We start from the raw sequence: 23,689 nt of genomic DNA, 5'->3' as shown, positions 1-23,689 counted from the left end.
CCAGAATTTTAGGGTTAGCACCAGATGGCGCTATTGCTTACTGAGTCATGATATTACCATTGTATCGATTCCGATGGCGATCGCTACGCTGTACCGTAAAGCATCGCCAACCGTGACAATATGAATATATTGATCAACCTTCGGCGTTTTCTTGCGATAATTTCCAAAGGGTACGCGTTGCCCTGGTGAATTTTTAAAGGGGAATAATGACGATTAAGCGGTTGATTTTATTTTTTGTCCTAACGCCGATAGCAATCCTGTTGTCAGTTTCATCTTTATTTGGTACTTTGCAAGAGCCGCAATTCCAAAGTCGTCTGGAACTGTACCAAACTAATATTGCTCTACAAGCCCAAGCTTGGCAGCCAGAAGATAGTAATGACGAGAATTTGTCGGCTATTCAAGCAGCGATTCTGGGTGAGAAACCCCTAGAAAGTGCCACAAAGCAATATCAGCAGGTGCGTCAGTCAGTTCAAACTAATTTGGACAAAGCTCAAAACCAACTGGCTCAATCTAAAACTATTCCCGTACCCCCTAAACCTCTCCCAGATGCGCCCCCTGAGACTAAGGTTTCTCTTCAAGAAAAGCAGGGAAAGTTGCAGCAATCTCTCCAGCAACTGCAAAAATTACAGGCTGACTTAGATTTACGTTTAGGAATTTTACAAGCAAAGCAAGAAAAAACCGATACAGCCATAAAGACTTGGGGTGAATTACAGCAGAACTCCCAAATTAATCCAGAATTTCGGGAAACTGCGGCTGTGTTGAGTGGAATATGGAGTGATCCTCCTCAACTTCTACCTAATGCCCAACAGCTGATTAACAAAAATTTAGATGGTTGGTTTCGCTCTACTTCTTTAATTAAACTTTACGAACTTCAGCAACGACAAGAAGCTTTATCCACAGTTATAGCCGAACAACAAGAAGCTGCTACCCAATCGGTGGTGCAATTAGCCTTAATTGCCACAATTCCCACTGTAACAGCATTAAGTGGTCTGATATTGCTGGTTTTCTTGATTGGTCAGCGTTTGCTCAAGGGAAAAGCCGCTATATTGGCTCAAAATGCTGATTTACCTTGGTCAACGCCTTGGGGTGCGGAAACGATTTTACAGGTTTTTGTGGTGGGCTTTTTCTTTATGGGGCAACTGTTTGTGCCTGTTTTGGTGATGCTACTCCCCATCCCGCGCCCTATTGTGAATGTCCGACTTCAGGCTTTATCTGTTTTAGTCAGCTACATGATGGTGGCTTCAGGTGCGCTGTTGGTGCTTTATTTATCGCTCAAGCGCTTTTTTCCACTCCCAGAAAACTGGTTTCGCTTTCGTTTGCAGGATCGCTGGTTTTTATGGGGATTTGGGGGTTATTGCGCTGCTTTACCAATAGTGGTGCTGGTGTCGTTGGTGAATCAACAATTATGGCGAGGTCAGGGTGGTAGTAATCCCCTGTTGCAATTGGCGCTGGAAAGCCAAGATACTGTGGCTCTGGGGCTATTTTTCTTTACAGCTGCGATCGCTGCTCCGATTTTTGAAGAACTACTATTTCGCGGCTTTTTATTGCCTTCTCTGACTCGTTATGTCCCTGTTTGGGGATCAATTATTTTGAGTAGTTTGTTGTTTGCGATCGCTCACTTGAGTTTGTCGGAAATCCTTCCCCTGACAGCATTAGGGATTGTTTTGGGTGTAGTTTACACGCGATCGCGCAATCTCTTGGCTCCAATGCTGCTCCACAGTCTTTGGAATAGTGGCACCTTACTCAGTCTATTTATTTTAGGCAGCGGTAACTAATAAAACATCCTAACACGGTTGCTAATTTGAAAATTATTTGCTTACATTTGCATATATAAATGCTATGTTGAGCATAAAGATGCTGCGTGCAAATACAAATCCCACAATACTGTTAACTGAATTACAAAATATCCAGGTAAACATCGAGTATTATCTGGGTTAATTCAGTTATTACTCAGATATTTATTGTCTGACTTAGCCATTTTTGGCAAGAATTATCGGGTGGCTAATTCCGGTGTAAAAATTTTTTCCTAACTAATAAGGAAATAGCATCTTCTACAAATAATACAGGTACTTTTAATTAAACAGTGTTTTAGTCAGAAGTAACCAATGTAATATTTCTCATTGTCAGGGCTAAGTACAAGATAGAAGCTAGCTGAAAATCTGTACAAAAACTCAGAAAAACTTGCTATTTCTAGGTTTAAATAGTTAGCAAATAGCACAATATTTTTCAATATACTGAGGAATAACTTCTCTGTATCATATTGTCAATTTGGCTTTAAAACTATACAAACTAGCTTCACCTCTTGATTTTGGGGCGGAATCTTACTAACAAAAGCTTAAAGATATATTTACTAAAGCAATATATTTTCGATTTTAATTTTAACTAAAATTAAATTTTTATAATCACCTTTCCCGGAGGAGAACTAATATGGCAAATTTAAATCCAAGTCAACCAACAAAACAACTTGTTGCTGGTTACTGCGGCATTATTTTTGGAGGAATTGGAGCGCATAAATTTATTCTAGGATATGCCCCAGAAGGTTTCATCATGCTGGTTATAGCTTTGATTGGCGGGTTTTTCACCTACGGCATTAGTTTATTAATCATGCAGCTTGTGGGTTTGATTGAAGGCATGATCTACTTGAACAAATCCCCAGAAGAGTTTGTGAATACCTACTTTGTGAATAAGCAGGGCTGGTTCTAATAATTTCTATATTATCTGTAGTTGATTATTTCCTCAGTACCGACAAAGGTGCAAAGCGCTATATGCTAAAAATTAAACGGAAACATCTCACCTGGGCGCTCTTCCTACTGGTAGGTATGGGCTATTTCAACACTGTGTCTATTCTAGACATCAACTATTTTGGAAAAAGTCTGATTGCTGTCATGCCCATACAGATTGGATCTGTGATTTACATCACTTATCTCAGATGGAGTCGAAGCAAAAATCAGCCAAAGGCCATAAATTCATAAAATTAATATCTTCGACGTTCTGTCATAGTTGCGAATTTCGCCTACGCTCAAATTAGAGACGCTTTTATTGAGGCGTTGAAGTTTCGTAGCGAACCCAACACAAGTCATGCAACTTGCCCCGAAAACTCAGCTTACTCCAGAACAAGACCCTACTTCCCAGAAAATTATCCTAGATGTTGGGGGGATGAAATGTGCTGGTTGTGTAAGCGCTGTAGAGCGACAGCTAATGCAATATCCAGGAGTCAAAAGTGCCTGTGTGAATCTGGCTACAGAGGTAGCAGTGGTAGAGACAGAACCTGGTGATAGCGAAGCGGGGCATAGCCCGGTAGACCAAGATGCACTAGCACAGCGATTGACATCAGCTGGATTTCCTTCTCAACCGCGTCAAACTAGCCAAACAGTAGCTGGCGAATCTACCCGACAAGATCCAGAAGAACGAAAACGCCGAGAAATGCGTTCTTCATTTCAGCAGTTGATCATTGCTGGGGTACTGCTGGTGTTGTCGGGAATTGGACATTTTGGCAGCATGGGTGGCCAAATACTGCCAATTTTGAATAACATCTGGTTTCACTGTGGATTGGCAACAGTTGCAATACTAATTCCCGGTCGCCCAATTTTAGTAGATGGTTGGCGGGGATGGCGGCGAAATGCGCCTAATATGAATACCCTGGTGGGATTGGGAACTCTGACAGCCTACACTGCTAGTTTAATAGCGCTACTATTTCCCCAAATGGGTTGGGAATGCTTCTTTGATGAACCGGTGATGATGCTGGGTTTTATTCTCTTAGGTAGGACTTTAGAGCAACAAGCTAGAAATCGAGCTTCAGCTGCTTTTAGGGAATTACTCGCACTCCAACCACAAATAGCACGATTGATTCCTAACCCAGACCCGGAAAAATTAGGTTTGGGAGCAAATATTGTCGAGATTCCTGCCGAAAAGGTGCGCGTTGGTGAATGGTTGCAGGTACTACCAGGAGATAAAATTCCTGTTGATGGTGAGGTTCGCTTTGGGCAAACCACAGTGAATGAGTCCATGCTGACTGGGGAAGCAGTACCAGTGATTAAGCAGCCAGGGGATGGAGTAGCCGCAGGAACTCTGAATCAATCAGGAGCGATCGCGATCGTCGCCACTCGAACTGGTAGCGATACCACTTTGGCACAAATCGTCACTCTAGTAGAAGCCGCCCAAACTCGTAAAGCCCCAGTCCAAAAATTAGCCGATACAGTTGCGGGTTACTTTACTTATGGTGTCTTGACGGCCTCGGTGTTGACATTTGTGTTTTGGTTCTTGTTCGGCACTCACATCTGGAGTGATCTCACTATGTCTGGTGGGATGGACATGATGAACCATTCGCCACTTTCTAGTCCAGAGGCGATGGATGGCGTTTCTACCCATTCCCCCCTGCTCACGAGCTTAAAACTGGCGATCGCCGTCATGGTTGTGGCTTGTCCCTGTGCTTTGGGACTGGCTACACCAACAGCAATTCTGGTAGGCACTGCCATCGGCGCTGAACGAGGTCTGTTAATCAAAGGTGGTGATGTCTTGGAAAGAGTACACCAGTTAGATACAGTTGTATTTGATAAAACAGGCACTCTAACTACAGGTAATCCCACTGTTACCGATTGTCTATCCATTGCGGAATGGGATAATCACAAACCTTACTCTCTCCTCCAACTAGCAGCAGCCGTAGAAAGTGGCACTTACCACCCCCTAGCCAAAGCCATTCAGCAAGCCGCGCAAGAGCAAAAGTTATCTATCCCTGACGCTGTGGACTTTCACACAGAACCTGGTTTGGGTGTATCTGCCATTGTCGAAGGTCTGTCTGTACTTTTGGGTAACTGGGAGTGGTTGAGTAAGCACGGAATTTTTGCCAATGATGCTGCACAACAAATGGCTCAACATCTGGCAGAAGATGCTAAAACAGTGGTTGGCGTAGCCGTTGAGGGGAATTTAGCTGGACTAATTGCCGTTCAAGATACCCTCAGACCAGATGCTGAGGCTACAGTCAACAAATTACGTGAGATGGGTTTACGGGTCATGCTGCTCAGTGGTGATAGATTAGAAGCAGCTGACGCTATAGCTAAACAACTAGGACTAGATAGCGCTGATGTGATTGCTGGTGTGATCCCCAGCCAAAAAGCTGCTGTTATTCAAGAGTTACAAGCAACATCTGCATCTAAAGTGGCAATGGTTGGCGATGGTATCAATGATGCTCCGGCTTTATCACAAGCAGATGTGGGAATTGCTTTATATTCGGGAACAGATGTGGCAATGGAAACTGCCGAAATTGTCTTGATGCGCGATCGCTTAAATGATGTTGTGGCATCAATTCAACTTAGTCGTGCCACCTTCAACAAAATTCGCCAAAATTTATTCTGGGCATTTGCATATAATACAATCGGCATTCCTTTAGCCGCAGGTGTATTGTTACCAAAATTTGGTTTTGTCCTCAGTCCTTCAGGGGCGGCAGCATTAATGGCTTTTAGCTCTGTTAGTGTTGTGACCAACTCAATTTTATTAAAGAGACTAGTTCACCGCCTGTAAAAAACAGCGATCTCAGGTTATACTTAAGTATCGATATTTAAGTGTTACTAAAACCTGTTGAAGCTCCTGGTTGAGCAACAGTAGCACAGAGTAGAACAGCTATGATCTACTCTTTCTATTCAAGTGGAATGTTTATCAGACTTATGACGATATATACCACTGTCAAGCCTGAGAATGCCAGAAAACGATAACTATGTAGCATTTTCTCAGCTAGTGAGGTATAAATTTATGAATGTTTATCTGTATACCTCACAAAGAGCAAAAAATGGTACTATAAAATAATTTTGATTAATTAGACTGCAACCGATTATAGTAACGATGTATCAATGGCAACGGAAAATGATGAAAGCCATCTACTGATTATTGAGGATGATCAAGGTCGCAAGGAGTTTCCTTTGGAAAAAACTATTTACTCTCTTGGCAGAGGACGAGAGTGTAATATTCGTTTAGTCTCTCAGTTTGCCTCCCGCCGCCATGCCACATTAGTGAGGATGCAACGAGAGCATAATAGTTATAGTCATCATCATAATTATTATTATTACCGAATTGTAGATGGTGATGCCAAAGAAAAACCTAGTGCCAACGGTCTGATGGTTAATGGATGCAAAATACCAGTTCACAATTTAAAAAATGAAGATGAGATCGTTTTTGGTCCTGGGGTACGTGCTATTTATTATCTATTAAAAAATACTCAGATATGCAGGGATACGGATGATAGTGAGTACGATATTACACTTATAAACCCCGGTATGGCTGAAGATGAAGATATAGAAGAGTAACGCAAGTTAAAATAAGGGTTTGGTTGAGGTGCATTTGCATTATGAAAGTAGCCATTACTGGAGCAACAGGATTTGTCGGGAGTCGTTTGGTAGAACGACTGCACAAGGAGGGTCATAGAATACTAGTGTTAACACGTAACACTTCCTCTGCTCAAAAAGTTTTTCCGCCTGGGGCTTTTCCTAATGTAGAAATTGTGGCTTACACACCCACAGCATCTGGTTCTTGGCAAGCAGCTTTAGCTGGTTGTGATGGTGTCGTTAATCTCGCCGGAGAACCCATTGCTGAGGAACGTTGGACACCAGAACAAAAGCAGAAAATCCTCAATAGCCGCCAGCTAGGTACACAGAAAATAGTGGAAGCAATAGCCAAAGCTCATCCTCAACCCTCTGTGTTAGTCAATGCTTCGGCTGTTGGCTACTATGGAACTAGTGAAACAGCTACCTTTGATGAAACGAGTTCATCTGGTAACGATTTTCTCGCTCAAGTTTGTCAAGCCTGGGAAGCAGAAGCACAAAAAGTTAAAGATGCTGGTGTGCGCCTTGTAATTCTGCGTTTGGGTATTGTTCTGGGTAGTGGTGGTGCTTTGGGCAAAATGATTACACCTTTCAAACTTTTTGCAGGTGGCCCCCTTGGTAGTGGTCGGCAGTGGTTATCATGGATTCACTTAGATGACTTAGTGAATCTGATTTTACAAGCTTTAACTAACCCAGAAATGGCTGGCGTATATAATGCCACTGCTCCTAATCCGGTTCGGATGGCAGGGTTAAGCCAATCTTTGGGACAAGTCATGCAACGTCCTTCGTGGTTACCTGTTCCTGGGTTTGCTTTGGAAGCGCTCTTAGGAGATGGAGCGATGGTAGTTTTAGAAGGTCAAAGAGTCATGCCTAAACGCACTTTAGCGGCAGGTTTTGAGTATGAATACCCGGATTTGCTACCAGCGTTGACACAAATTATTCGGTAAATATTTTTAATTTGCTTGTAGTCAAGACTTTAGTTTGATCAAGATGTGGGGGGATGGCTGCGCTGACCACGTAGCTGCGAACATAGGACTAAAGTCCTGACTACAAACTGTTAATCAGCCTGGAATTTTCGAGAAACCCAACTAACTAAACCGCTCAGAAGAGCGCCACCCATGAGGATGCCAATTGCGGGGTTAAATAGTGGTTGCCAAAGTTGATGCCATAAATCTAAACCTAAGTTTACTCCCGCAGCATCACCAATGGCCGCGATCACTAGCCAGGCAAAGCCCAGGAAAACTAAGAATACATCGGCAACTAAAACTAGATTTAGCCAGTTTAATAATTTTTCTTTCATCAGGGAGTGAGAAGTGGGGAGTAGGGAAAGAGGCAGGGGAGCAGGGAGCAGGGAGCAGGGGGGCAAAGAATTTTGGCTTTTGAGCAGACTAGTACAGCACGGAGTAAATGTGTATACCATTTAAAAAAGTCCAAAATCCCCAAATTAAGCCTTTTGACTTTTGACTTTTGACTTTTGACTTCCGCTTTGCGGTACTAGCCCCTAAGTTTATTCTTCAAATATCCAGGTTTTGACTTTTGCCAAACTCTTCCAGTCTGGTTTTCGGCTTAAACCATCGGCAATGCTATCTTTAATTTCTTTTTCCCATTCTTCGTTGACAAAAATTAACTGTTTTGCGAATTCAATATGTTCTCGCAAACCTTTTTCACCTGTTTCCAACATGGACATAGCCAAGTTAATTCTGGCTTGTGGGTCTTGTGGATTTAACTTTACTGCCTTCCGCGCCGCTTTGGAAGCCAATTTTGGTTTGTTGTCGAGCAAATACAACCAAGATAAGCAAATCCAAGCTGAACTTGTTTCCGGGGCGCGATCGCACACTTCTTTAAATACAGGTATTAAAGATTCTGGTGCTTCACCAGCTTTATAGCGTTCCAAACCTGTATCAAACAGGAATTCAACTGTTTGAGCCATAGCAAATCAGTTAATAGTTATATAGTCAATAGTTAGGAGTCAGTCATCAAGAGTAATTAACAACTGACAACCGACCAATGACAATATTACAACTATTCCAGCAGAAAGCCCACGAGTCTGTGGGTGACTGCGACGATAAACCCGTTTTTTGCGAGGATATCAAACTCCAAATGACTTACCGCAACCACAGGTTTGGGCGGCATTGGGGTTAGTGAATTGGAAACCACCACCAATCATGGCATCGCTATAATCGAGCATTAAACCGTAGAGGTATAATAAGCTTTTGCCATCACAAACAATTTTGAAGCCATCGTAATCGAAAACTTCATCCACAGGGGTGATCTTGCTGGTGTCCTCAAAGTCCATCATGTAAGACATTCCCGAACAACCGCCTTGACGGACTCCTACTCGTAAGCAGAGTTCGTTGCCTTGCTTTTGTTGCAAGGACTTTACCTGAAGCAAGGCGGATTCGCTCAGTTGAATTCCACGTTGTTGGGACTGAGTTGCTTGTGTCATTTTGCTGTTTCAACTCCTTAAGTGGTCTAACTAGTAACTGGGATAGCTTTTCTCTTACCCTGGGGTCACCGGTTTTGTTTTTGTTTTTGTTTTCATTCTAGCGATATTGATATAGTTAGTCGCTAAATTGAAAACACTCCGTCAAAAGCAGGCAAAACTTTTTATTCTAGAATTGAGAGATTCGCTGTGTTTAGGGATGCGGGATTTTTGGAGTTTAAGCCTTGTGGCCACCACCAGTTGCAACCACTCTTCAGGTGTAGCCAGGAAGATTTTACCCAAGGCTAGTTATTCCCCATAGTTTACTTGCAAATTGCTTCTTTTTGATTAATCTACTTTATGACAAGTTTAAATCGCTCTACCAGTCGTCGGTTGAAGACATTAACTCAAATTCCTTCTGTATGGGAGGGCGATCGCCGTCCAATGTCATCATCGCCTTCCTCAGATTTAGATTCGGAGTCCCAGGGTGAATGTATTCTTTGGGTAGATGGCTCACAGGGTGTTGTCCGAAGCATGGACGTGGTATCTCCTGAAACAGGCCCAGAAGCAATTGTTCGCACCTTAATGCGCGCAATGGAGCATCCCCATAGTCCTGGTAAACCCGCCAGACCTCAAAAGATCGTCGTCAAAGACCGAGAAATTCAGTTTTACCTGCGCGGTGTGCTACAAGATTTGGATATTGCCATTGATTACGTTCCAGAATTACCCTTAATTGACGAACTGTTTCGGGGGTTTACGGAAATTCTAGAGAACCAAGTTCCCGATTTACCCCCCCAGTATGCACAAGCCTTGCATGATCAAGCTTTGGCTCTTTGGCAGACTGCACCTTGGGAATTTTTAGAAGAACAGCAAATCTTGTCCATAGAGATTAACAGCGCCGATGTGGGTACACTTTACGCCTCGGTGATGGGGATGCTAGGGATGGAGTATGGGATTTTATTTTATCGCTCGGAAGATTCTCTGAAGCAGTTTCGAGCCGCAGTTTTAGAGGATGATGAATCACAAGGAAGTTTAGAAGAAGCTTTCCTGAAACAAGATTGCCTGTTTCTCACTTTTGAAAGTGAAGATGAAATGGGCGAAGATGAAATCGACGAAGATGAAGATTTAGCCGACCTGCCCATGTCGGAAATTGAGCCTACTTTTGGTAATATTCATCCTTTAGAAGGATTGCGCTCTGTTTTATATGAAGAAGAGGCACTTGCAGTCTTTGTGGCTCTAGAGAGCCTGATCTGCTTTATCCGCGATTATCACAGCCAGCTCAATAATGAGATTTTTCCTAGTCTGAGTCGTAGCTATGAAATTTCTCTCCCTGAATCCGCTTCAGAAACAATTAAATCTTTGCCTGTGACTGTCTCCACTCTGCCGCAGTTAGCAGCAGAATTAGAGGAAATGGCAGGTTTTGATCTCGAAGAACTAGAAACGGGAGAGGAAGACTTAGCTGATTTTCCTTCGTTGCGAGATGACTTGATCCCAGAAGATGCTTTTCTCAGTCTGGGAGTAATCTCTTGGGAAATGCTAGATTCCTTGCGTCAAGGTGTTCAAACTCATCAAGTTGGTGAAATAGCAAAAGTGGGTGACGGATTACCGGTAATTTTAATTCAAACCTCGCGACCCAAGGCTAAAACTGTCATTGAAAATATTGCCGCCGCAGGCGGACTCAAAGCCATTTGCTTTAATCCAGGCGCAGATCCTTTTGATGGCGATCGCTACGATTTGGGTTTGTTGCAAACGGAAGATGATGAATTGTTCTTGTTCGGTGAATTTTTAGATGATGATCCCACTCATAGAGAAGCCCGCAAAAAATGGAATCAGCGATGTAAAAATACCCAGGGCTACTGTGGGTTAATTATTGCCAAAGGACTCACAGGAGCTTCCCGTGGGAATCCCCAATTGCGAGATATGATGGCTTTGTTTGAAGCGCGATCGCTTTCACCTCAAGATTTAGGTATCGGAACTCTCCAACTCATGCCGCAACTTTAAATGTACCAATCACCACAGATGAAGCGAAATTTTGATAAAATTTCCTGAAATCGCCGTTATTTGTGATTTATCTGTGGTTTTTTATGGACAGTAGAGTACATATTCTTAGCTAATTTTTAGCTGCTATGGCAATGGCAAATCTTTAGAGGATGTTGTCCCAGTTTTGTGTGAATATAATGCGCTACTTGATCATTATGATATTTTGGTTGGCTTTTTCGGCAAATTAACTTGTTTCACAACCGTTGAATGCTCCACCGAAAAATGGATTAACTTGACAAAATCTCAACGCTATCGCGGTGATTCTGACATTTCCATGTATTATCAGCTTTTTTGAGGTTATATAGGACTAATATTTGATTTGTGTTGGCGTAGCCTGCGCTTTGCGCTTACAGACCCGTAGGGTGCGTATAGTAAGGGCATGGCTGCTATATAACGGTAGCGTAACGCACCAAAGCCTTGATAATAGTGCGTTAGGATGAAATCCGTAAGATACCCTACAGTACTGAATTTTTTTGATAAATCAAACCAGATTCCTATACATCCTGTCTTCTCTCAACAGAATTAAGTGAAAATTGACATATTCTACTTTCTCTGCCAGTTGTTTTGGGATATAGCAGCCAATTTTCCTCAAATTACCTTTAAAGAAAGATTGTTGAAAGTATAAAAATCATGGTTATAATAGCCGTACTATACCAAAAAATCCCCCAAACATTCCTTCTGGAAAAGGGAACTTAATAACAAACAAGCTGCGTCTTATTTCAGGAAGACTCTAGTAATAAATTTACACTGGTTCCACTAGTTGTAGACACAAAATTGGAGCTAATATCGCCAATATCCCTAAATATAAGGATAAAAAAATGTTATGGTTAATGCAATTTGATGAAGATTATATAGAGATAAAATGCTAATTTTAAACAAGCTATTATCCCTAGATAAAAAGAAAAATTACTCAGCAAATTTATCAAACATTTTTGGATAATAGTCACAGTAATGCTTAATTGATCACGTTCCTTTTAGAGGATCTGTTCTGAGAGCAAAGCATCGTTACGAATTACCAATTAGTAATTATTTAGTCAGGCTGTGATCAACAGCTGGCTAGTGTAACTGCCTTTACGAGAGAGTGTGCCATATTTTTGCTGTCACCATGGTAATTCTATTTCTATATTTGATTGGGCAATGATCAATACATTAGACAAAGATGACTTTTTTAGTGCTAATGGCATTGCTTGTTTATTGACACAAACTCTGATAATCTTATCGTCTTCATCTTGAGTTAATTGTTCTTTTTGATGGTGTTAACATACAGCAGATAGCATGATAATGACTAATAAAAAATGGGCCGTAAAACGTATAACTGTCAATTTAGCAACACAGGAAGCGGAAAAACTAGAAAAATATTGTCAGCAAACAGGTAGACCTGCAACAGATGTAATTCGCGAACTGATTAGAGGGCTAACTGTATCAGATGACAGCAAGGAAGCAAACAAGTAGGGATCTAGTTTTACTGCTTTGTAGATGATGCTGTTGTGACTTTACAGAATAGTGATCTTGATATAAATAGGCAATTCCGACACCAACCCAGTTACAATCTGTAAAGAAACTGAAAAGGTAAGATGGAATGCGTGTCGCAATAGTGGGTGCGGGACTGGCTGGGCTAGCAACCGCAGTAGATTTGGCTGATGCTGGTTGTGAAGTCCAGATTTTTGAGTCCCGTCCATTTGTTGGTGGTAAGGTCAGTAGTTGGGTTGATGATGATGGCAACCATATTGAAATGGGGTTGCACGTATTTTTTGGGTGCTACTACCAGCTATTTGATTTAATGGAAAAAGTGGGGGCGTTATCAAATTTACGCCTGAAAGAACATACCCACACCTTTATTAATAAAGGGGGACGCACTGGGACATTAGATTTCCGCTTCTTTACTGGTGCGCCTTTCAATGGATTAAAGGCATTTTTTACGACTTCTCAACTGTCTTTACAAGATAAACTGCAAAATGCGATCGCTTTGGGTACTAGCCCCATAGTTCGGGGGTTGGTAGACTTCAACGGGGCGATGAAAACTATCCGCACCTTAGATAAAGTGAGCTTTGCTGAATGGTTCCGTAGTCATGGCGGTAGTGAAGGTAGCATCAAACGGATGTGGAATCCCATTGCTTATGCTTTGGGATTTATTGATTGTGACAATATTTCTGCCCGTTGTATGTTGACTATCTTCCAGTTTTTTGCTTGTAAAACCGAAGCCTCAATTATGCGGATGCTGGAAGGTTCCCCAGATGAGTATTTACACAAGCCTATCCTTAAATATTTAGAAGATAGAGGCGCTAAAGTTTATACACGTCGCCAAGCACGAGAAATTCAATTTACCGAGTCAGGCGAACAAACTCAAGTTACTGGCATCGTAATTGCTGAAGGTGACACCACAGAAATCATTACGGCTGATGCTTACGTCTTTGCTGGCGATGTCCCAGGGGTTCAGCGGATATTACCCCAAGAGTGGCGTAAATGGTCAGAATTTGACAATATCTATCAATTGGATGCTGTACCAGTAGCTACAGTGCAGCTGCGATTTGATGGCTGGGTAACAGAACTGCAAGATCAAGAGGAACGCCAACAGCTAAATCATGCGGCGGGGATAGATAATTTGCTCTATACTGCCGATGCTGATTTTTCTTGTTTTGCTGATTTGGCTTTGACTAGCCCCAGTGATTATTATCGTTCAGGAGAAGGGTCTTTGTTACAGCTGGTACTCACACCGGGAGATCCTTTTATTAAACAAAGTAATGAGGCGATCGCACAACACGTCCTCAAGCAAGTTCATGAACTGTTCCCCTCATCGCGAGAACTGAATATGACTTGGTATAGCGTTGTGAAATTGGCGAAATCTCTCTACCGGGAAGCACCAGGGATGGACCCTTTCCGTCCTAACCAAAAAACGCCGGTGAATAATTTCTTTTTAGCAGGTAGTTATACTCAGCAAGATTACATCGACAGCATGGAAGGAGCAACTATTTCCGGACGGCGTGCGGCAAAAGTGATTTTAGAGAACGTGAAAAAATAACGCACCGCACTAGGCACACAGGAAGCAGAGGAAAAAAGAAAATGTCAGAGTGGTTAGAGCATAGTGTGCAGATTGAAGTCGAAGCTCCCATAGAGTTAGTATGGGGACTCTGGTCTGATTTAGAGCAAATGCCTCGTTGGATGAAGTGGATTGAATCGGTGAAGATTTCGCCAGAGAATCCAGACATCTCTCTCTGGAAACTCAGCACTAATGGTCTGGAATTTAAATGGCAATCCCGGATGCTGAAAGTTGTTAAACAGCAAATTATTCAATGGGAATCGGTTGATGGTTTGCCGAATCAGGGAGCAATTCGCTTTTACGATCGCCACGGTAGTAGTATCGTCAAAATGACTATTTCCTATGCTATTCCTGGGCTGATTGGCAAAATTATGGATAATTTGTTTTTGGGTCGGGTAGTAGAGTCTACTATTCAAGCTGACTTGGAAAGGTTTAAAGAATATGCTTTGAATATCCAGTCTAATAGTTAAGGCTGTGATCTAACTACCTTGGCAATTTTAAACTATGCGGCGTTACACACTGTTGCTTCTGGTAGTGCATCGCCCGTAGCTTCATCAGCAATAATCAGAGACTCTAAAGCTTCAATATCTAAGCCCTAGCAATACCCGTTTCTACGTCTAAGGATATGTTTAATTTTGAGATATTAATGAGATATTAATGAGATATTAAATTGAAAAATTCATTCAAATAGAAACTTATGGCAACCGAGCAAGAGCTTCAATCTCTTTTTAATTCCTTAGATCGCGATCAAGACGGCAAAGTATCCCTGAATGAGTTTTTTTTAAGTCCTGGCTTAACTGCAATCATCTCATCAGAAACAAATACCAATAGCCCCCAGGAGTTACTAGTACAGTATGATTTAGACGAAGACGGTAGTATTACTTTTGAAGAGTTAAAAGACGCAGTTGAGAAAGCAAATAATTTAACCTAGTACAGGTCGGCGGAAATAAACCTACCATTTAAAACAGCCAGAAAGCCTAAAATTAAAGCATGAGTGATTTTTGAATGAGTAACTTCCGCCTTGCGGTACCAGCAGTCAAAAAACCCAATACCAAATACCCAATACCCAGAATCCCTCTCTAGCCCAAACTTTGAGGGATTTGCAATTTCTAGGTCATTGGTGACTCGCTAGGGAATTTCAGTAATAAAATAGTCTACTGTATGATTGCCATTTTTATGTTATTGCAACCGCCTTTTCCCTTTTTTCCTAGTTGAAAAAAACTACCAAGTTGGGTCACTATACAAATTAATTGTCATTTCTGCACTTCCTGGTGATACTGCTGAAATACAAGCGCGGATGACATCTCCATTTTCCAGTTCTACTGTGCAAGCGTGACAAGAACCCATGAGACAACCGGTGGGAATCAATACCCCTGCTCGTTCGGCGACATCTAACAGAGGTTCTCCCACTTCGGCATCTACAGTAATATCATCTGGCAAAAAGCGGACGCGAATACTCATGAAACAATCTTCTACTTAAGGTAAAAAGGGCGTTAAGTTTAAATGGGTTTCAACTTCTGTGGCGATGGAATCGATAATTTGTTCTCGCTGTTCTCTGTAGTTAGCAACACCGGTGGGCAAAGATTTCAAGCCTCGTTGTTGACGCAGGCGATTTAACCAAGTCCGTCGCCAAGGGCCATTGTCAAAAAGTCCGTGGAGATATGTACCCCAAATAGATTGACAACTATCCACTAACCCTAAATTAACATCATCAAATAAAGGGTGGTAGGCTGGTTTATCTCCTTGTTCTTCTACACGCGATCGCCCTTGGTGGATTTCAAAGCCATTGACTGGTAAGCCCATCTGGGGATAATTTGAGCTAACTTGGCGCTGACGGGCAATTTTCTGTCCTGTAATTACTGTTCTAATGGGTAAGAGATTTAACCCCTGAAATCTGCCGGCTTGTCCTTCTACTCCTTCTGGATCGGCAATAATTTGCCCCAGCATTTGGTAGCCACCGCAAATACCCAAAACTGTACCACCAGAAGCTGCATAGTTTTGAATCGCTTCCGCCATACCAGTTTTTTGCATCAGTAGCAAATCATTGATTGTCGTCTTTGACCCTGGAATAATTACAGCATCGGGATGTCCTAAATCTTGTTTTGGACTCAGATATTTGACAGCGACAGTTGGTTCTGATTCCAAGGGGTCAAAATCGGTAAAGTTGGAAATTCTCGGTAAGCGGATGACGGTAATATTCAGGTCAGTATTGCTTTTGTATGACTTACGTTCTAGCAGGTCAAGGGAGTCTTCTGCGGGAAATATTTCTTGAAAATAAGGGATGACACCAACCACGGGGATACCAATCCGTTCTTCTAACCATTTGATTCCCGGTTCCAAGAGCGATCGCTGTCCCCGGAATTTGTTAATTACTATACCTTTAATTAATTGGCGTTCTTCTGGTTCTAGTAACTCCAGAGTTCCGACCACATGAGCAAAAGCACCACCACGGTCAATATCAACTACTAATATAGTTGGTGCATTCAGATATTTTGCGATCCGCATATTGGTCAAGTCGCGGTGCTTGAGGTTAATCTCCGCCGGACTACCTGCACCTTCACAGACTAGCAAATCAAATTCTGTGGATAAATGTTTCAGAGATTCTTCTATTGCTTGCCAACCAATATTAAAGTATTGTTCGTAATAATCTGAAGCTTTGACTCTGCCTACGGGTCTACCTTTGATAATGACTTGGGATGTCATATCTCCTTGGGGTTTGAGTAAAATCGGGTTCATTTCAACCGTAGGAATTACACCTGCGGCCCAAGCTTGGACGGCTTGAGCATAACCAATTTCTCCCCCATTCGCAGTGACATAAGCATTCAAAGCCATATTTTGACCTTTAAAGGGAGCCACCCGCCAACCACGCCGCGAAAAAATGCGACAAATAGCTGTACTTATCAGTGATTTCCCTGCGTGGGATGTTGTTCCCACTACCATAATTGCTTTCATAGGTCAGGATAAATTTTTCAAAATCAGGTTGAACGATAATATAGCGTTTGACAATGGGGTAGGTTATGCAAAGAAATAACGTAGACGCATTTAATCCTAAATTTTGAGTTTTCTATCCTAAAAAGGGATTCTAAACCAGTAAATGACAGTGTTATAAAGGCGATCGCTCCACGAGGGACTAGGCCATTTATCCTGGAGTTGTTCCACCAACTGATGACCTAGAGGAGTGAGGCGAAAAGCATCGGTAATTCCTTGACCATCGACTTCTCGCCGCAAAACACCGACTTGGATTAGCCAGCCCAAAGCATTATCGCACGCCAATTCTGATAAAGGGCGTTGGGTATAGCCATGCTTGACACCATTTTCCATTGCGATCGCACCTAATGGTACACTCTGCTGACGCATTCCTTCAAACAAAACAATATTGAAGGGAGAACAGATCAGCGATCGCTTCGCTCTTTCTTCTGTGTTACGAGTATAGAAAAACGTTTTCCGTTTTGGTAAATGAATAGTAGGCATTTTTGTCATTAGATATTGGTCATTGGTCAATCAATTTTAGATTTTAGATTTTGGATTAGACTGCAATCTAAAATACTCGCTGCGCTGCGTAAGCTTCGCTAACGCTTTCTCCAAAATCCAAAATTCTTTGCCCCCCTGCACCCTGCTCCCTGCACCCCTGCCTCTTATCTCCCTACTCCCCAGGTAATACTTTCTCTAGTAAATCATTTAAATATTGTAAATTATTGTAAAATCTCAAAGTCATCAATTTAAAACAGGAAAGGTTCATTATGCCTCTAGCAGTTGGTACAGATGCACCTGCATTTACCGTCAAAGATACTAACGGCAACCCCATTTCGTTATCTAGTTTCGCTGGAAAGACAGTTGTTTTGTATTTTTATCCCAAAGATGACACTCCAGGCTGCACCAAACAAGCTTGTAGCTTTCGGGATGCCCAATCACAATATTCAGGTAAAGATGTAGTAGTGCTGGGAGTTAGCGCCGATGATGAAGATGCTCATCATGCGTTCACCGAAAAATATAATCTGAACTTTCCTCTGTTAGCTGACACCGACAAAAGTTTAATCAAAGCTTATGATGTCGATGGCGGTGGTTATGCCAAGCGTGTCACTTACGTAATTGACCCTAACGGCAAAATCATTCATGTTGACGCTAATGTCAATACCACTACTCATGCCAGTGATATTTTAGCTGCACTTGGTCTGTAGTTTTTAGATTTTGAATTGACCTCAACTCCAACTGATTCTGAAGTTCGGGGTTGAGGTTTTGGGATCAAATCTACGGCAATTGAATTTTTGCAGGTGAACTCGATGGTGAATCTGTATTGGACTGTTGCTGTTTTTCAAAAGCCTCACGTTGCCTAGCTCTAAAGTCTGCTGCGGTTGAGTCTAGTTGTTCTTTTTGCTGATTAGCATCCCAGTTGATATTCCCCAGATTTGCCCGATGAATCATATCAAACATATTGAAATCACCTGAGTTTGGGGGGGCAAATTGATCGCTATTCTGGTTTGTACCACGATCAACTGAGTTTAATTGAGCCAAACTTGGTTGAGCAATGAACAACGAAGCAAAGCCAATTCCTGCCACAGTTAGCAGTGAAAGTTTAGTAACTGATAAAAATGGTTTTTTCATAGAGTTTTAACCCTTAAATTGCTGTAACGAATCCAGTTGTGATCTTACGCCAGAGTCCGCCGCAGTCGGGGTTGAATGCTCAATAAAGCTACAAGGGCAAAGCCAAACAACACCAGCAGCGCTCCACCAAAGGTAACATTACCCCAAGGCGCTGTCATCACTACACTATCTAGTCCCCAATCGCTGTGAAGATAAAGATAGCGTATTGGTTCAATGGCAAAGCTGAGAGGATTGAGTGTAGCGACAACTTGCAGCCACTGAGGCATGAAGGATAAAGGAGCCAAGGCGGTACTTGCAAATAGCAGAGGCAGGTTAGTAACAAAAATTACGGCAATTAATTCAATGTGACCTGGTAAAGCAAAAGCCAAACCGAGGGAAATGGCAGTTACGCCTAATGCCAGTAGAAAGACAATTAAGGCGATCGCACCTAAACCTGCTACATCCGGTAGCCCCGCTCCTAGAAAGGCTGCTGCTGCCACAATCACGGCTGCTTGCAACAGACTTTGACTAATAATAAAGATGGCGGAAGCGAAGACAATGGAAAACCGCGATGCTAAAGGTGCTACCAGCAAACGATTTAAAAAGCCGAACTCCCGGTCAAACATCACAGGTAAACCGGCATTCAAAGCCCCAGCAAAAGCTGTAAAAACAATTATACCAGCAGCCAGAAATTGTCCGTAGTTTCCAGTAGTTCCAAACAAACCTTTGGGAGCATTTTGGAATAAAGCCCCAAATAGCACTAACCACATTACCGGCTGAATAATTCCGGCGACTAAGGTTGAGGGACGGCGTTGTAATTGAATAAACAAGCGACGAGTTAAAGCCAACGTCTCTTGTAATAATTCACCAAAAAAATTGGGGGCAGCATTCACATCAACTTGTGGCGATGCTAGTTGCTGCCAATTCATTTCAGATTTAGGGGTAACACTCATAATCAGTTATCAGTTGACAGTTATCAGGTTTGGAAGCGTTTACCTCATGTTTTGCTTTTTTTCGGCTTTGGGATCGCGGGTGCTAACTGCGGCGAGTTCTGCATCCAGCAAGGTGCGTCCGGTGGCGGCGAGGTAAACGTCATCGAGGCTGGGGCGAGATTGGGCAATGCCAAAGGTGGGCAAGCCGACGGTGTTTAGGGATTGCTGTATAGTCATTAAGGCATCAGTTTGAGGTGTCACCACCAAATTGAGGGAATTACCTTGAGCGCTGTTAATAATTACTTCTTGCACAAAGGGTAAATCTTGCAAGAGGTGTTTGGCTTTTTCGGCTTCCTCAATGGGGGAAAATTCGCGGATTCGCAAAGTTATGCGATCGCCCCCAACTTGATCTTTTAATTGCGAAGGTGTCCCAGATGCAATTACTACACCACGGTCAATAATTGCCACGCGATCGGCGAGGGCATCAATTTCTTCTAAATAATGGCTGGTGATCAGTACTGTGGTGCCAGAGGCGCGTAGCTGCCGCAGGAAATCCCATACCACAAAACGGCTATCTATGTCAAGTCCCACAGTCGGCTCATCCAACACCAAAACATCTGGTGCGTGGAGCAAACCAGCCGCCAAGTCAAGGCGCTTGCGTAACCCGCCTGAATAGGTTCCGGTTTTTTTATTAGCGTATTCCTGTAAACCGAGCAAATCCAATACCATATCAATACGCTGTTTGGCTACAGCACGGGGGATATGATAAAGCGCTGCTTGGAGTTGCAGTAATTCTTTACCAGTCAGTACCTTATCTAATGCAACTTCTTGCGCCACATAGCCCAGCTTTTGTCGGGCGATTCTGGGGTTATCGATCACGGAGATCCCAGATACGGCGATTTTGCCAGCATCCGGTGTAGTCAGAGTACATAAGGCGCGCAGAGTCGTAGTTTTCCCAGCCCCGTTAGGGCCGAGTAAACCAAAGATTTCTCCTGGTTCTACCTGAAAGGATACATCTTTGACAGCAACTACTGCGCCGTAGCTCTTTTGCAGATTTTCAATTAAAACGGCGGGAGCCATGACAGCTTAACCCCTAACTATACAAATCTCAACAAATTATATTTCTATTGTAGTTGAGTAGTGTGAGGTCAGGCGATCGCTTGGCTACGTTCTGTGATTTTGTGGGTAATCAAACTTTTTTCAAACCGTAAACCAGCGAAAACCTGTACACAAGCTGATATGTTTTGCCGCTCTTCTGTAACCTCAATCATATTATTGTCGTAACTCAAGAACTATGAACCTATCCCACTAATCATATTTTGTGAATCCAGATGTGGATGGTAGCCAGGTCAATAAATGCGTCAAAATAAACCTTTCGACGCTCCCATTTAACGACTAGACGACGGTATTTGCGTTGATACCAAGCGAAACACCGCTCCTGCTGAAATCTAGTCACAGAAATTTTAATGGGTCTTCCTCTGTTTTTCCTGGTTTTCTAAACTCGTTTTGGCCATTGGGGGCGAATACGTCGTTTGCGTAAGGCGGCACGTTTTTCTTTGGAGTCATAACCTTTATCAGCAGCCAACACCTTGAGACGTTTACGCGGTCTGCCACGTTTTAATGTTTTTAGCTTTACACGATACTTTTATATTAGTAGGATAGGTTCATAGCTTTTATCTCTTTCACTACTTCCGGATCACTACTCCTTTTTAATAGGATCTGTGTCCTTTCTAACAGCAGGTGTGGGGAATTTGCATTTTACAGATATTTCCATACTGCCTTCTGCGGAGCCTTCAGTAAAAATGATGCCAGTTTTGCCACCAAGTTTGATGCCGAATTTGAGGGTGATTTCTTCGACTTCGGCGGAACCGAGATGTTGAAATGCGCCGATGGCAAAATTGGCATAGGTTTGAATTTTGGCTTGAACTTCAGACATTTTGAGTAAAACTTCATCGGTTGCGCCTTTTTCTCCAGGGCGTTTACCTGTGTTGGTAGAATTAGGAATTGCAGGAACAGTTGGAGCTTCAACAAATATCTCAACGGTTCTACCATTTTCTTCGATTAAGAGACGTTGGAGTTCAGACATTGTGACACCGTGTAATATTTGAAATTTAAGAGAAAATAGCAGTTTTTAGGAAATAGCCATAATTATTATACTCAGCTAATCTTTGTAGATATACTTATTTTAAGTAGGTTAGTTTTTCTTTCCATAGTTGGGATCGCATGACCAGATACGCACTTGTGATTGGCATCCAAAAATATGGTGGATCGGGGTTTGGTAGTTTAGAGAAGCCCGTCGAAGATGCAGAGGCGATCGCGCAAATATTAAAAGCACATGGGGACTTTGTTTAGGTTACTCGCCTACCTTATCAGTGGAATGGCGAAAAACAAAGCTATGAGGTGGTAGAGGCTGATCTCAAAGGCACGGATTTAGGAAATGCAATTATTGATTTTTTTGCGAAGGTGGGGAGTAATGAGGCGCTAATCTATTTCAGTGGTCATGGCGCTCAAGTAGTTGATAATCTTGGGCAGAAGAAAGGCTATCTAGTCACCTCAGATTGTAAATCCGAGAATGTGGCATCTACTGGAATTGGCTTAGAGGGTTTGAATGGCTTAATTTTAAATGCAGATTTTAGCAGCTTGGTGGTTTTGCTTGATTGCTGCCATAGTGGAAGCTTGTTAGAGAAAAGTCAAATTTCTAGCGCTCTTGGTACTTTTCGCTCTGGTGATCGCAACTACTTTTTAGCAACGGCTTGCCGCAGCCATGAGAAAGCCTATGAGGGTGAGGATTACAGTTTATTTACTGCTGCGGTGATTAAGGCTTTGAACTCGCCCAGTGCTGATGGTAAGGTGCGGACAGCGCAACTAAATCAGGTAATTGATGAAGAACTGAGAGGATCGGGACAAGAGCCTGTTGTTTTAAAATCAGGTGGTGAGATTACGTTAGTAACTTATCCATCGACAGGGAAGATTGAGGCGGATTGCTCGGATCAATTACAAAATGCGATCGCGAAGCTGCATTCAGATTATGAGATTTTAGATGATGCTTTTTTTGAGGAGGTTGCGACGAAGGTGGCTAATAAGCAAGCTCGCACCCAGATTCTGAAGTTACGGGCAGCAAATTGGTCAATGTTGTTTCAGAAAAATTATGTGGAGCGTGACCAGCAGGGAGAAGCATTGGAGAAAGCGCTACAACTCTCTGAGGATTATGGCATTTCATTGATGTTGATTCGGGGTGAACCAGGGGCGGGTAAGACGGCGTTGTTACGGTGGTTAGCCTATGAGTTGTTTTGTCAAGATAAGCGAGTATTTCATAAGAAGAGCCAAAACCAAGTGGGCTGGCTGGAGCAGTTGCGGGAGTTTTTTGAGGAGTCGGATGGGGAGCATTTTTATGTAATTGCTGATGATTTGTTTCGGGATGACTTGTTTTTGGAGGAGTTGCAACAGAATGAGTTTTTATTTCCTTTAACTCTAATTGGAACAACGCGCCAGAATGAAGATCGTCACTACGAGTTGGAGGGATTGGAATATGAGGCGGTTTGTTTAAATTTAGCAAAGCCTAGTGCGGTAGAGAAGGAGCGGATTTTGGCGTTGCCAGAGGTACAAACTCATTTGGCAGGAAAATCAACCGCAGAGCGTCAGCAACTAATGGACTCGCCAATTATGTTAGTTCTGATGTTGCAGTTGTCGCAGGGTAAGCCATTTCATCTGGTATTACAGGATATTGTCAAAAATTTGCCACACTCAGATCGACAACCTCTCTACCAAGCTTTTGGGGTACTGTGTAGTTTCTTTCAGTACGGCATCATCATGCCTTTTGAAATTTTGCGTTTTTGTTTGCCAGACTCTAATTGTTCGGAAAGGTTTATTGTGTCAGGGTTGGACGGGCTTATTGATAGAACAACCTATGGCGGTTATGAAGGTTTTACTCCAGTCCATGAGTTAATTGCTAAAACGGTGATGGCGTTAGACTATCGCCCAGACGAATCGCACAATCAGCCCTATGCTTGGGTGGAGCGTCCATGTTTGCTAGAGAGACATTTAAGAGCAATTATTTCTAGGCTAAAAGCAACTCAAGAAACCCAGAAACGTTGGCTTTATCATAGCCTTAGACTTTTAGCAGTGAATGGAGAAGCGGAGTTAGCTAGCAAAATTCTGCAAGATTATTCGCCAGAGATTGAGACTATCCATCAGCAAAATTCAATTACTGGTTTGTCATATTGGGCAAAGCTTTATACTGGAATGGCACTAAGATAAGCCGAAAGCAAGTTGAGATAAGAGTTTAAAGGATTGAGAGTTATAAAAAACGGGTGGAGTAAGGAAAAGGATTTAATTCGCGGAAAGTTTCCGCGAATTAAATTTCCAT

24 protein-coding genes are annotated in these 23,689 nt (G+C 42.5%); 13 read left to right on the top strand and 11 right to left on the bottom strand.

Annotated elements, in window-relative coordinates; genetic code table 11:
- Nucleotides 1-206: 206 nt before the first annotated feature.
- From AACX33_RS22235 to thyD, 5 genes are all read left to right on the top strand, one after another.
- Nucleotides 207-1,775 carry a CPBP family intramembrane glutamic endopeptidase gene (locus tag AACX33_RS22235; RefSeq protein WP_194003165.1) on the top strand — a complete coding sequence of 523 codons (1,569 nt, stop codon included), beginning with the start codon at nt 207-209 and terminating at the stop codon, nt 1,773-1,775.
- Nucleotides 1,776-2,427: 652 nt separating this feature from the next.
- Nucleotides 2,428-2,703 carry a TM2 domain-containing protein gene (locus AACX33_RS22230; protein WP_194003163.1) on the top strand — a complete coding sequence of 92 codons (276 nt, stop codon included), beginning with the start codon at nt 2,428-2,430 and terminating at the stop codon, nt 2,701-2,703.
- A 375-nt stretch (nt 2,704-3,078) separates the two neighbouring features.
- The gene (locus AACX33_RS22225) at nt 3,079-5,517 is read left to right on the top strand and encodes a heavy metal translocating P-type ATPase (RefSeq protein WP_194003161.1); all 2,439 of its coding nucleotides are present in this window, start codon (nt 3,079-3,081) and stop codon (nt 5,515-5,517) included.
- Between the two features lie 326 nt (nt 5,518-5,843).
- Nucleotides 5,844-6,296, top strand: a complete 453-nt coding sequence (locus tag AACX33_RS22220) for an FHA domain-containing protein (protein ID WP_194003159.1) — start codon at nt 5,844-5,846, stop codon at nt 6,294-6,296.
- Nucleotides 6,297-6,337: 41 nt separating this feature from the next.
- The gene (gene thyD, locus AACX33_RS22215) at nt 6,338-7,258 is read left to right on the top strand and encodes a thylakoid membrane protein ThyD (protein ID WP_194003157.1); all 921 of its coding nucleotides are present in this window, start codon (nt 6,338-6,340) and stop codon (nt 7,256-7,258) included.
- Between the two features lie 110 nt (nt 7,259-7,368).
- Here thyD and AACX33_RS22210 read toward each other — a convergent pair whose 3' ends face one another.
- From AACX33_RS22210 to AACX33_RS22200, 3 genes are all read right to left on the bottom strand, one after another.
- Complete coding sequence (locus AACX33_RS22210; protein ID WP_194003155.1) at nt 7,369-7,611, bottom strand: hypothetical protein; 243 nt, start codon at nt 7,609-7,611, stop codon at nt 7,369-7,371.
- A 207-nt stretch (nt 7,612-7,818) separates the two neighbouring features.
- Nucleotides 7,819-8,241, bottom strand: a complete 423-nt coding sequence (locus AACX33_RS22205; RefSeq protein ID WP_194003153.1) for a tetratricopeptide repeat protein — start codon at nt 8,239-8,241, stop codon at nt 7,819-7,821.
- A gap of 159 nt (nt 8,242-8,400) precedes the next feature.
- Nucleotides 8,401-8,757 carry an iron-sulfur cluster assembly accessory protein gene (locus tag AACX33_RS22200; protein ID WP_194003150.1) on the bottom strand — a complete coding sequence of 119 codons (357 nt, stop codon included), beginning with the start codon at nt 8,755-8,757 and terminating at the stop codon, nt 8,401-8,403.
- Between the two features lie 336 nt (nt 8,758-9,093).
- Here AACX33_RS22200 and AACX33_RS22195 point away from each other — a divergent pair, with 336 nt between their 5' ends.
- The 5 genes from AACX33_RS22195 to AACX33_RS22175 all read left to right on the top strand — a co-directional run bounded on the left by AACX33_RS22195 (nt 9,094) and on the right by AACX33_RS22175 (nt 14,741).
- Nucleotides 9,094-10,734, top strand: a complete 1,641-nt coding sequence (locus tag AACX33_RS22195) for a DUF6930 domain-containing protein (protein WP_194003148.1) — start codon at nt 9,094-9,096, stop codon at nt 10,732-10,734.
- Nucleotides 10,735-12,048: 1,314 nt separating this feature from the next.
- A complete protein-coding gene (locus AACX33_RS22190; RefSeq protein WP_194003146.1) occupies nt 12,049-12,225 on the top strand; it encodes a CopG family transcriptional regulator in 177 nt (58 codons plus the stop codon).
- A 127-nt stretch (nt 12,226-12,352) separates the two neighbouring features.
- Nucleotides 12,353-13,792 (top strand): 9,9'-di-cis-zeta-carotene desaturase, encoded by a 1,440-nt coding sequence (gene zds, locus AACX33_RS22185; protein ID WP_194003144.1) that lies wholly within the window; start codon nt 12,353-12,355, stop codon nt 13,790-13,792.
- A gap of 41 nt (nt 13,793-13,833) precedes the next feature.
- Nucleotides 13,834-14,280, top strand: a complete 447-nt coding sequence (locus AACX33_RS22180; RefSeq protein WP_194003141.1) for an SRPBCC family protein — start codon at nt 13,834-13,836, stop codon at nt 14,278-14,280.
- A 227-nt stretch (nt 14,281-14,507) separates the two neighbouring features.
- Nucleotides 14,508-14,741, top strand: coding sequence for an EF-hand domain-containing protein (locus AACX33_RS22175; protein ID WP_194003139.1), 234 nt, complete (start codon nt 14,508-14,510; stop codon nt 14,739-14,741).
- A gap of 290 nt (nt 14,742-15,031) precedes the next feature.
- Here the strand turns inward: AACX33_RS22175 and AACX33_RS22170 are convergent, their stop codons facing one another.
- The 3 genes from AACX33_RS22170 to AACX33_RS22160 form a co-directional block, all read right to left on the bottom strand.
- Nucleotides 15,032-15,271, bottom strand: a complete 240-nt coding sequence (locus AACX33_RS22170; protein WP_194003137.1) for a 2Fe-2S iron-sulfur cluster-binding protein — start codon at nt 15,269-15,271, stop codon at nt 15,032-15,034.
- Between the two features lie 15 nt (nt 15,272-15,286).
- Nucleotides 15,287-16,762 (bottom strand): cobyric acid synthase CobQ, encoded by a 1,476-nt coding sequence (gene cobQ, locus AACX33_RS22165; RefSeq protein WP_194003135.1) that lies wholly within the window; start codon nt 16,760-16,762, stop codon nt 15,287-15,289.
- A gap of 117 nt (nt 16,763-16,879) precedes the next feature.
- Nucleotides 16,880-17,281 (bottom strand): Npun_F0494 family protein, encoded by a 402-nt coding sequence (locus tag AACX33_RS22160; RefSeq protein WP_194003255.1) that lies wholly within the window; start codon nt 17,279-17,281, stop codon nt 16,880-16,882.
- Nucleotides 17,282-17,550: 269 nt separating this feature from the next.
- On the opposite strand from AACX33_RS22160, the gene AACX33_RS22155 reads away from it, so the two are divergent.
- Nucleotides 17,551-17,988, top strand: a complete 438-nt coding sequence (locus AACX33_RS22155) for a peroxiredoxin (protein WP_194003133.1) — start codon at nt 17,551-17,553, stop codon at nt 17,986-17,988.
- A 70-nt stretch (nt 17,989-18,058) separates the two neighbouring features.
- Here the strand turns inward: AACX33_RS22155 and AACX33_RS22150 are convergent, their stop codons facing one another.
- The 5 genes from AACX33_RS22150 to AACX33_RS22130 all read right to left on the bottom strand — a co-directional run bounded on the left by AACX33_RS22150 (nt 18,059) and on the right by AACX33_RS22130 (nt 21,409).
- Complete coding sequence (locus AACX33_RS22150) at nt 18,059-18,412, bottom strand: hypothetical protein (protein WP_194003131.1); 354 nt, start codon at nt 18,410-18,412, stop codon at nt 18,059-18,061.
- Between the two features lie 44 nt (nt 18,413-18,456).
- The gene (locus tag AACX33_RS22145; RefSeq protein WP_194003129.1) at nt 18,457-19,344 is read right to left on the bottom strand and encodes an ABC transporter permease; all 888 of its coding nucleotides are present in this window, start codon (nt 19,342-19,344) and stop codon (nt 18,457-18,459) included.
- 39 nt (nt 19,345-19,383) lie between these two features.
- Nucleotides 19,384-20,403 (bottom strand): ABC transporter ATP-binding protein, encoded by a 1,020-nt coding sequence (locus AACX33_RS22140; RefSeq protein ID WP_194003127.1) that lies wholly within the window; start codon nt 20,401-20,403, stop codon nt 19,384-19,386.
- A gap of 68 nt (nt 20,404-20,471) precedes the next feature.
- Nucleotides 20,472-20,594 carry a hypothetical protein gene (locus AACX33_RS22135; RefSeq protein WP_265338669.1) on the bottom strand — a complete coding sequence of 41 codons (123 nt, stop codon included), beginning with the start codon at nt 20,592-20,594 and terminating at the stop codon, nt 20,472-20,474.
- A 428-nt stretch (nt 20,595-21,022) separates the two neighbouring features.
- The gene (locus AACX33_RS22130) at nt 21,023-21,409 is read right to left on the bottom strand and encodes a CU044_2847 family protein (protein ID WP_194003125.1); all 387 of its coding nucleotides are present in this window, start codon (nt 21,407-21,409) and stop codon (nt 21,023-21,025) included.
- Nucleotides 21,410-21,546: 137 nt separating this feature from the next.
- Here AACX33_RS22130 and AACX33_RS22125 point away from each other — a divergent pair, with 137 nt between their 5' ends.
- Together AACX33_RS22125 and AACX33_RS22120 are read left to right on the top strand one after the other, a co-directional pair.
- Entirely contained in the window at nt 21,547-21,675 is a 129-nt protein-coding gene (locus tag AACX33_RS22125; protein ID WP_227789248.1) for a caspase family protein, read from the top strand.
- Nucleotides 21,676-21,723: 48 nt separating this feature from the next.
- Nucleotides 21,724-23,580, top strand: coding sequence for a caspase family protein (locus AACX33_RS22120; RefSeq protein WP_194003123.1), 1,857 nt, complete (start codon nt 21,724-21,726; stop codon nt 23,578-23,580).
- The last annotated feature ends 109 nt before the right edge of the window (nt 23,581-23,689 follow it).

The organism is Nodularia sp. LEGE 04288 (assembly GCF_963896525.1).
GTDB lineage: Bacteria > Cyanobacteriota > Cyanobacteriia > Cyanobacteriales > Nostocaceae > Nodularia.
This window is presented reverse-complemented; position numbering and strand designations above follow the sequence as displayed.

Coding starts and splice junctions, on each gene's coding strand:
- AACX33_RS22235 (WP_194003165.1), top strand. CDS start 207: ATGACGATTAAGCGGTTGATTTTATTTTTTGTCCTAACGCCGATAGCA.
- AACX33_RS22230 (WP_194003163.1), top strand. CDS start 2,428: ATGGCAAATTTAAATCCAAGTCAACCAACAAAACAACTTGTTGCTGGT.
- AACX33_RS22225 (WP_194003161.1), top strand. CDS start 3,079: ATGCAACTTGCCCCGAAAACTCAGCTTACTCCAGAACAAGACCCTACT.
- AACX33_RS22220 (WP_194003159.1), top strand. CDS start 5,844: ATGGCAACGGAAAATGATGAAAGCCATCTACTGATTATTGAGGATGAT.
- thyD (WP_194003157.1), top strand. CDS start 6,338: ATGAAAGTAGCCATTACTGGAGCAACAGGATTTGTCGGGAGTCGTTTG.
- AACX33_RS22210 (WP_194003155.1), bottom strand. CDS start 7,611: ATGAAAGAAAAATTATTAAACTGGCTAAATCTAGTTTTAGTTGCCGAT.
- AACX33_RS22205 (WP_194003153.1), bottom strand. CDS start 8,241: ATGGCTCAAACAGTTGAATTCCTGTTTGATACAGGTTTGGAACGCTAT.
- AACX33_RS22200 (WP_194003150.1), bottom strand. CDS start 8,757: ATGACACAAGCAACTCAGTCCCAACAACGTGGAATTCAACTGAGCGAA.
- AACX33_RS22195 (WP_194003148.1), top strand. CDS start 9,094: ATGACAAGTTTAAATCGCTCTACCAGTCGTCGGTTGAAGACATTAACT.
- AACX33_RS22190 (WP_194003146.1), top strand. CDS start 12,049: ATGATAATGACTAATAAAAAATGGGCCGTAAAACGTATAACTGTCAAT.
- zds (WP_194003144.1), top strand. CDS start 12,353: ATGCGTGTCGCAATAGTGGGTGCGGGACTGGCTGGGCTAGCAACCGCA.
- AACX33_RS22180 (WP_194003141.1), top strand. CDS start 13,834: ATGTCAGAGTGGTTAGAGCATAGTGTGCAGATTGAAGTCGAAGCTCCC.
- AACX33_RS22175 (WP_194003139.1), top strand. CDS start 14,508: ATGGCAACCGAGCAAGAGCTTCAATCTCTTTTTAATTCCTTAGATCGC.
- AACX33_RS22170 (WP_194003137.1), bottom strand. CDS start 15,271: ATGAGTATTCGCGTCCGCTTTTTGCCAGATGATATTACTGTAGATGCC.
- cobQ (WP_194003135.1), bottom strand. CDS start 16,762: ATGAAAGCAATTATGGTAGTGGGAACAACATCCCACGCAGGGAAATCA.
- AACX33_RS22160 (WP_194003255.1), bottom strand. CDS start 17,281: ATGCCTACTATTCATTTACCAAAACGGAAAACGTTTTTCTATACTCGT.
- AACX33_RS22155 (WP_194003133.1), top strand. CDS start 17,551: ATGCCTCTAGCAGTTGGTACAGATGCACCTGCATTTACCGTCAAAGAT.
- AACX33_RS22150 (WP_194003131.1), bottom strand. CDS start 18,412: ATGAAAAAACCATTTTTATCAGTTACTAAACTTTCACTGCTAACTGTG.
- AACX33_RS22145 (WP_194003129.1), bottom strand. CDS start 19,344: ATGAGTGTTACCCCTAAATCTGAAATGAATTGGCAGCAACTAGCATCG.
- AACX33_RS22140 (WP_194003127.1), bottom strand. CDS start 20,403: ATGGCTCCCGCCGTTTTAATTGAAAATCTGCAAAAGAGCTACGGCGCA.
- AACX33_RS22135 (WP_265338669.1), bottom strand. CDS start 20,594: ATGATTGAGGTTACAGAAGAGCGGCAAAACATATCAGCTTGTGTACAG.
- AACX33_RS22130 (WP_194003125.1), bottom strand. CDS start 21,409: ATGTCTGAACTCCAACGTCTCTTAATCGAAGAAAATGGTAGAACCGTT.
- AACX33_RS22125 (WP_227789248.1), top strand. CDS start 21,547: ATGACCAGATACGCACTTGTGATTGGCATCCAAAAATATGGTGGATCG.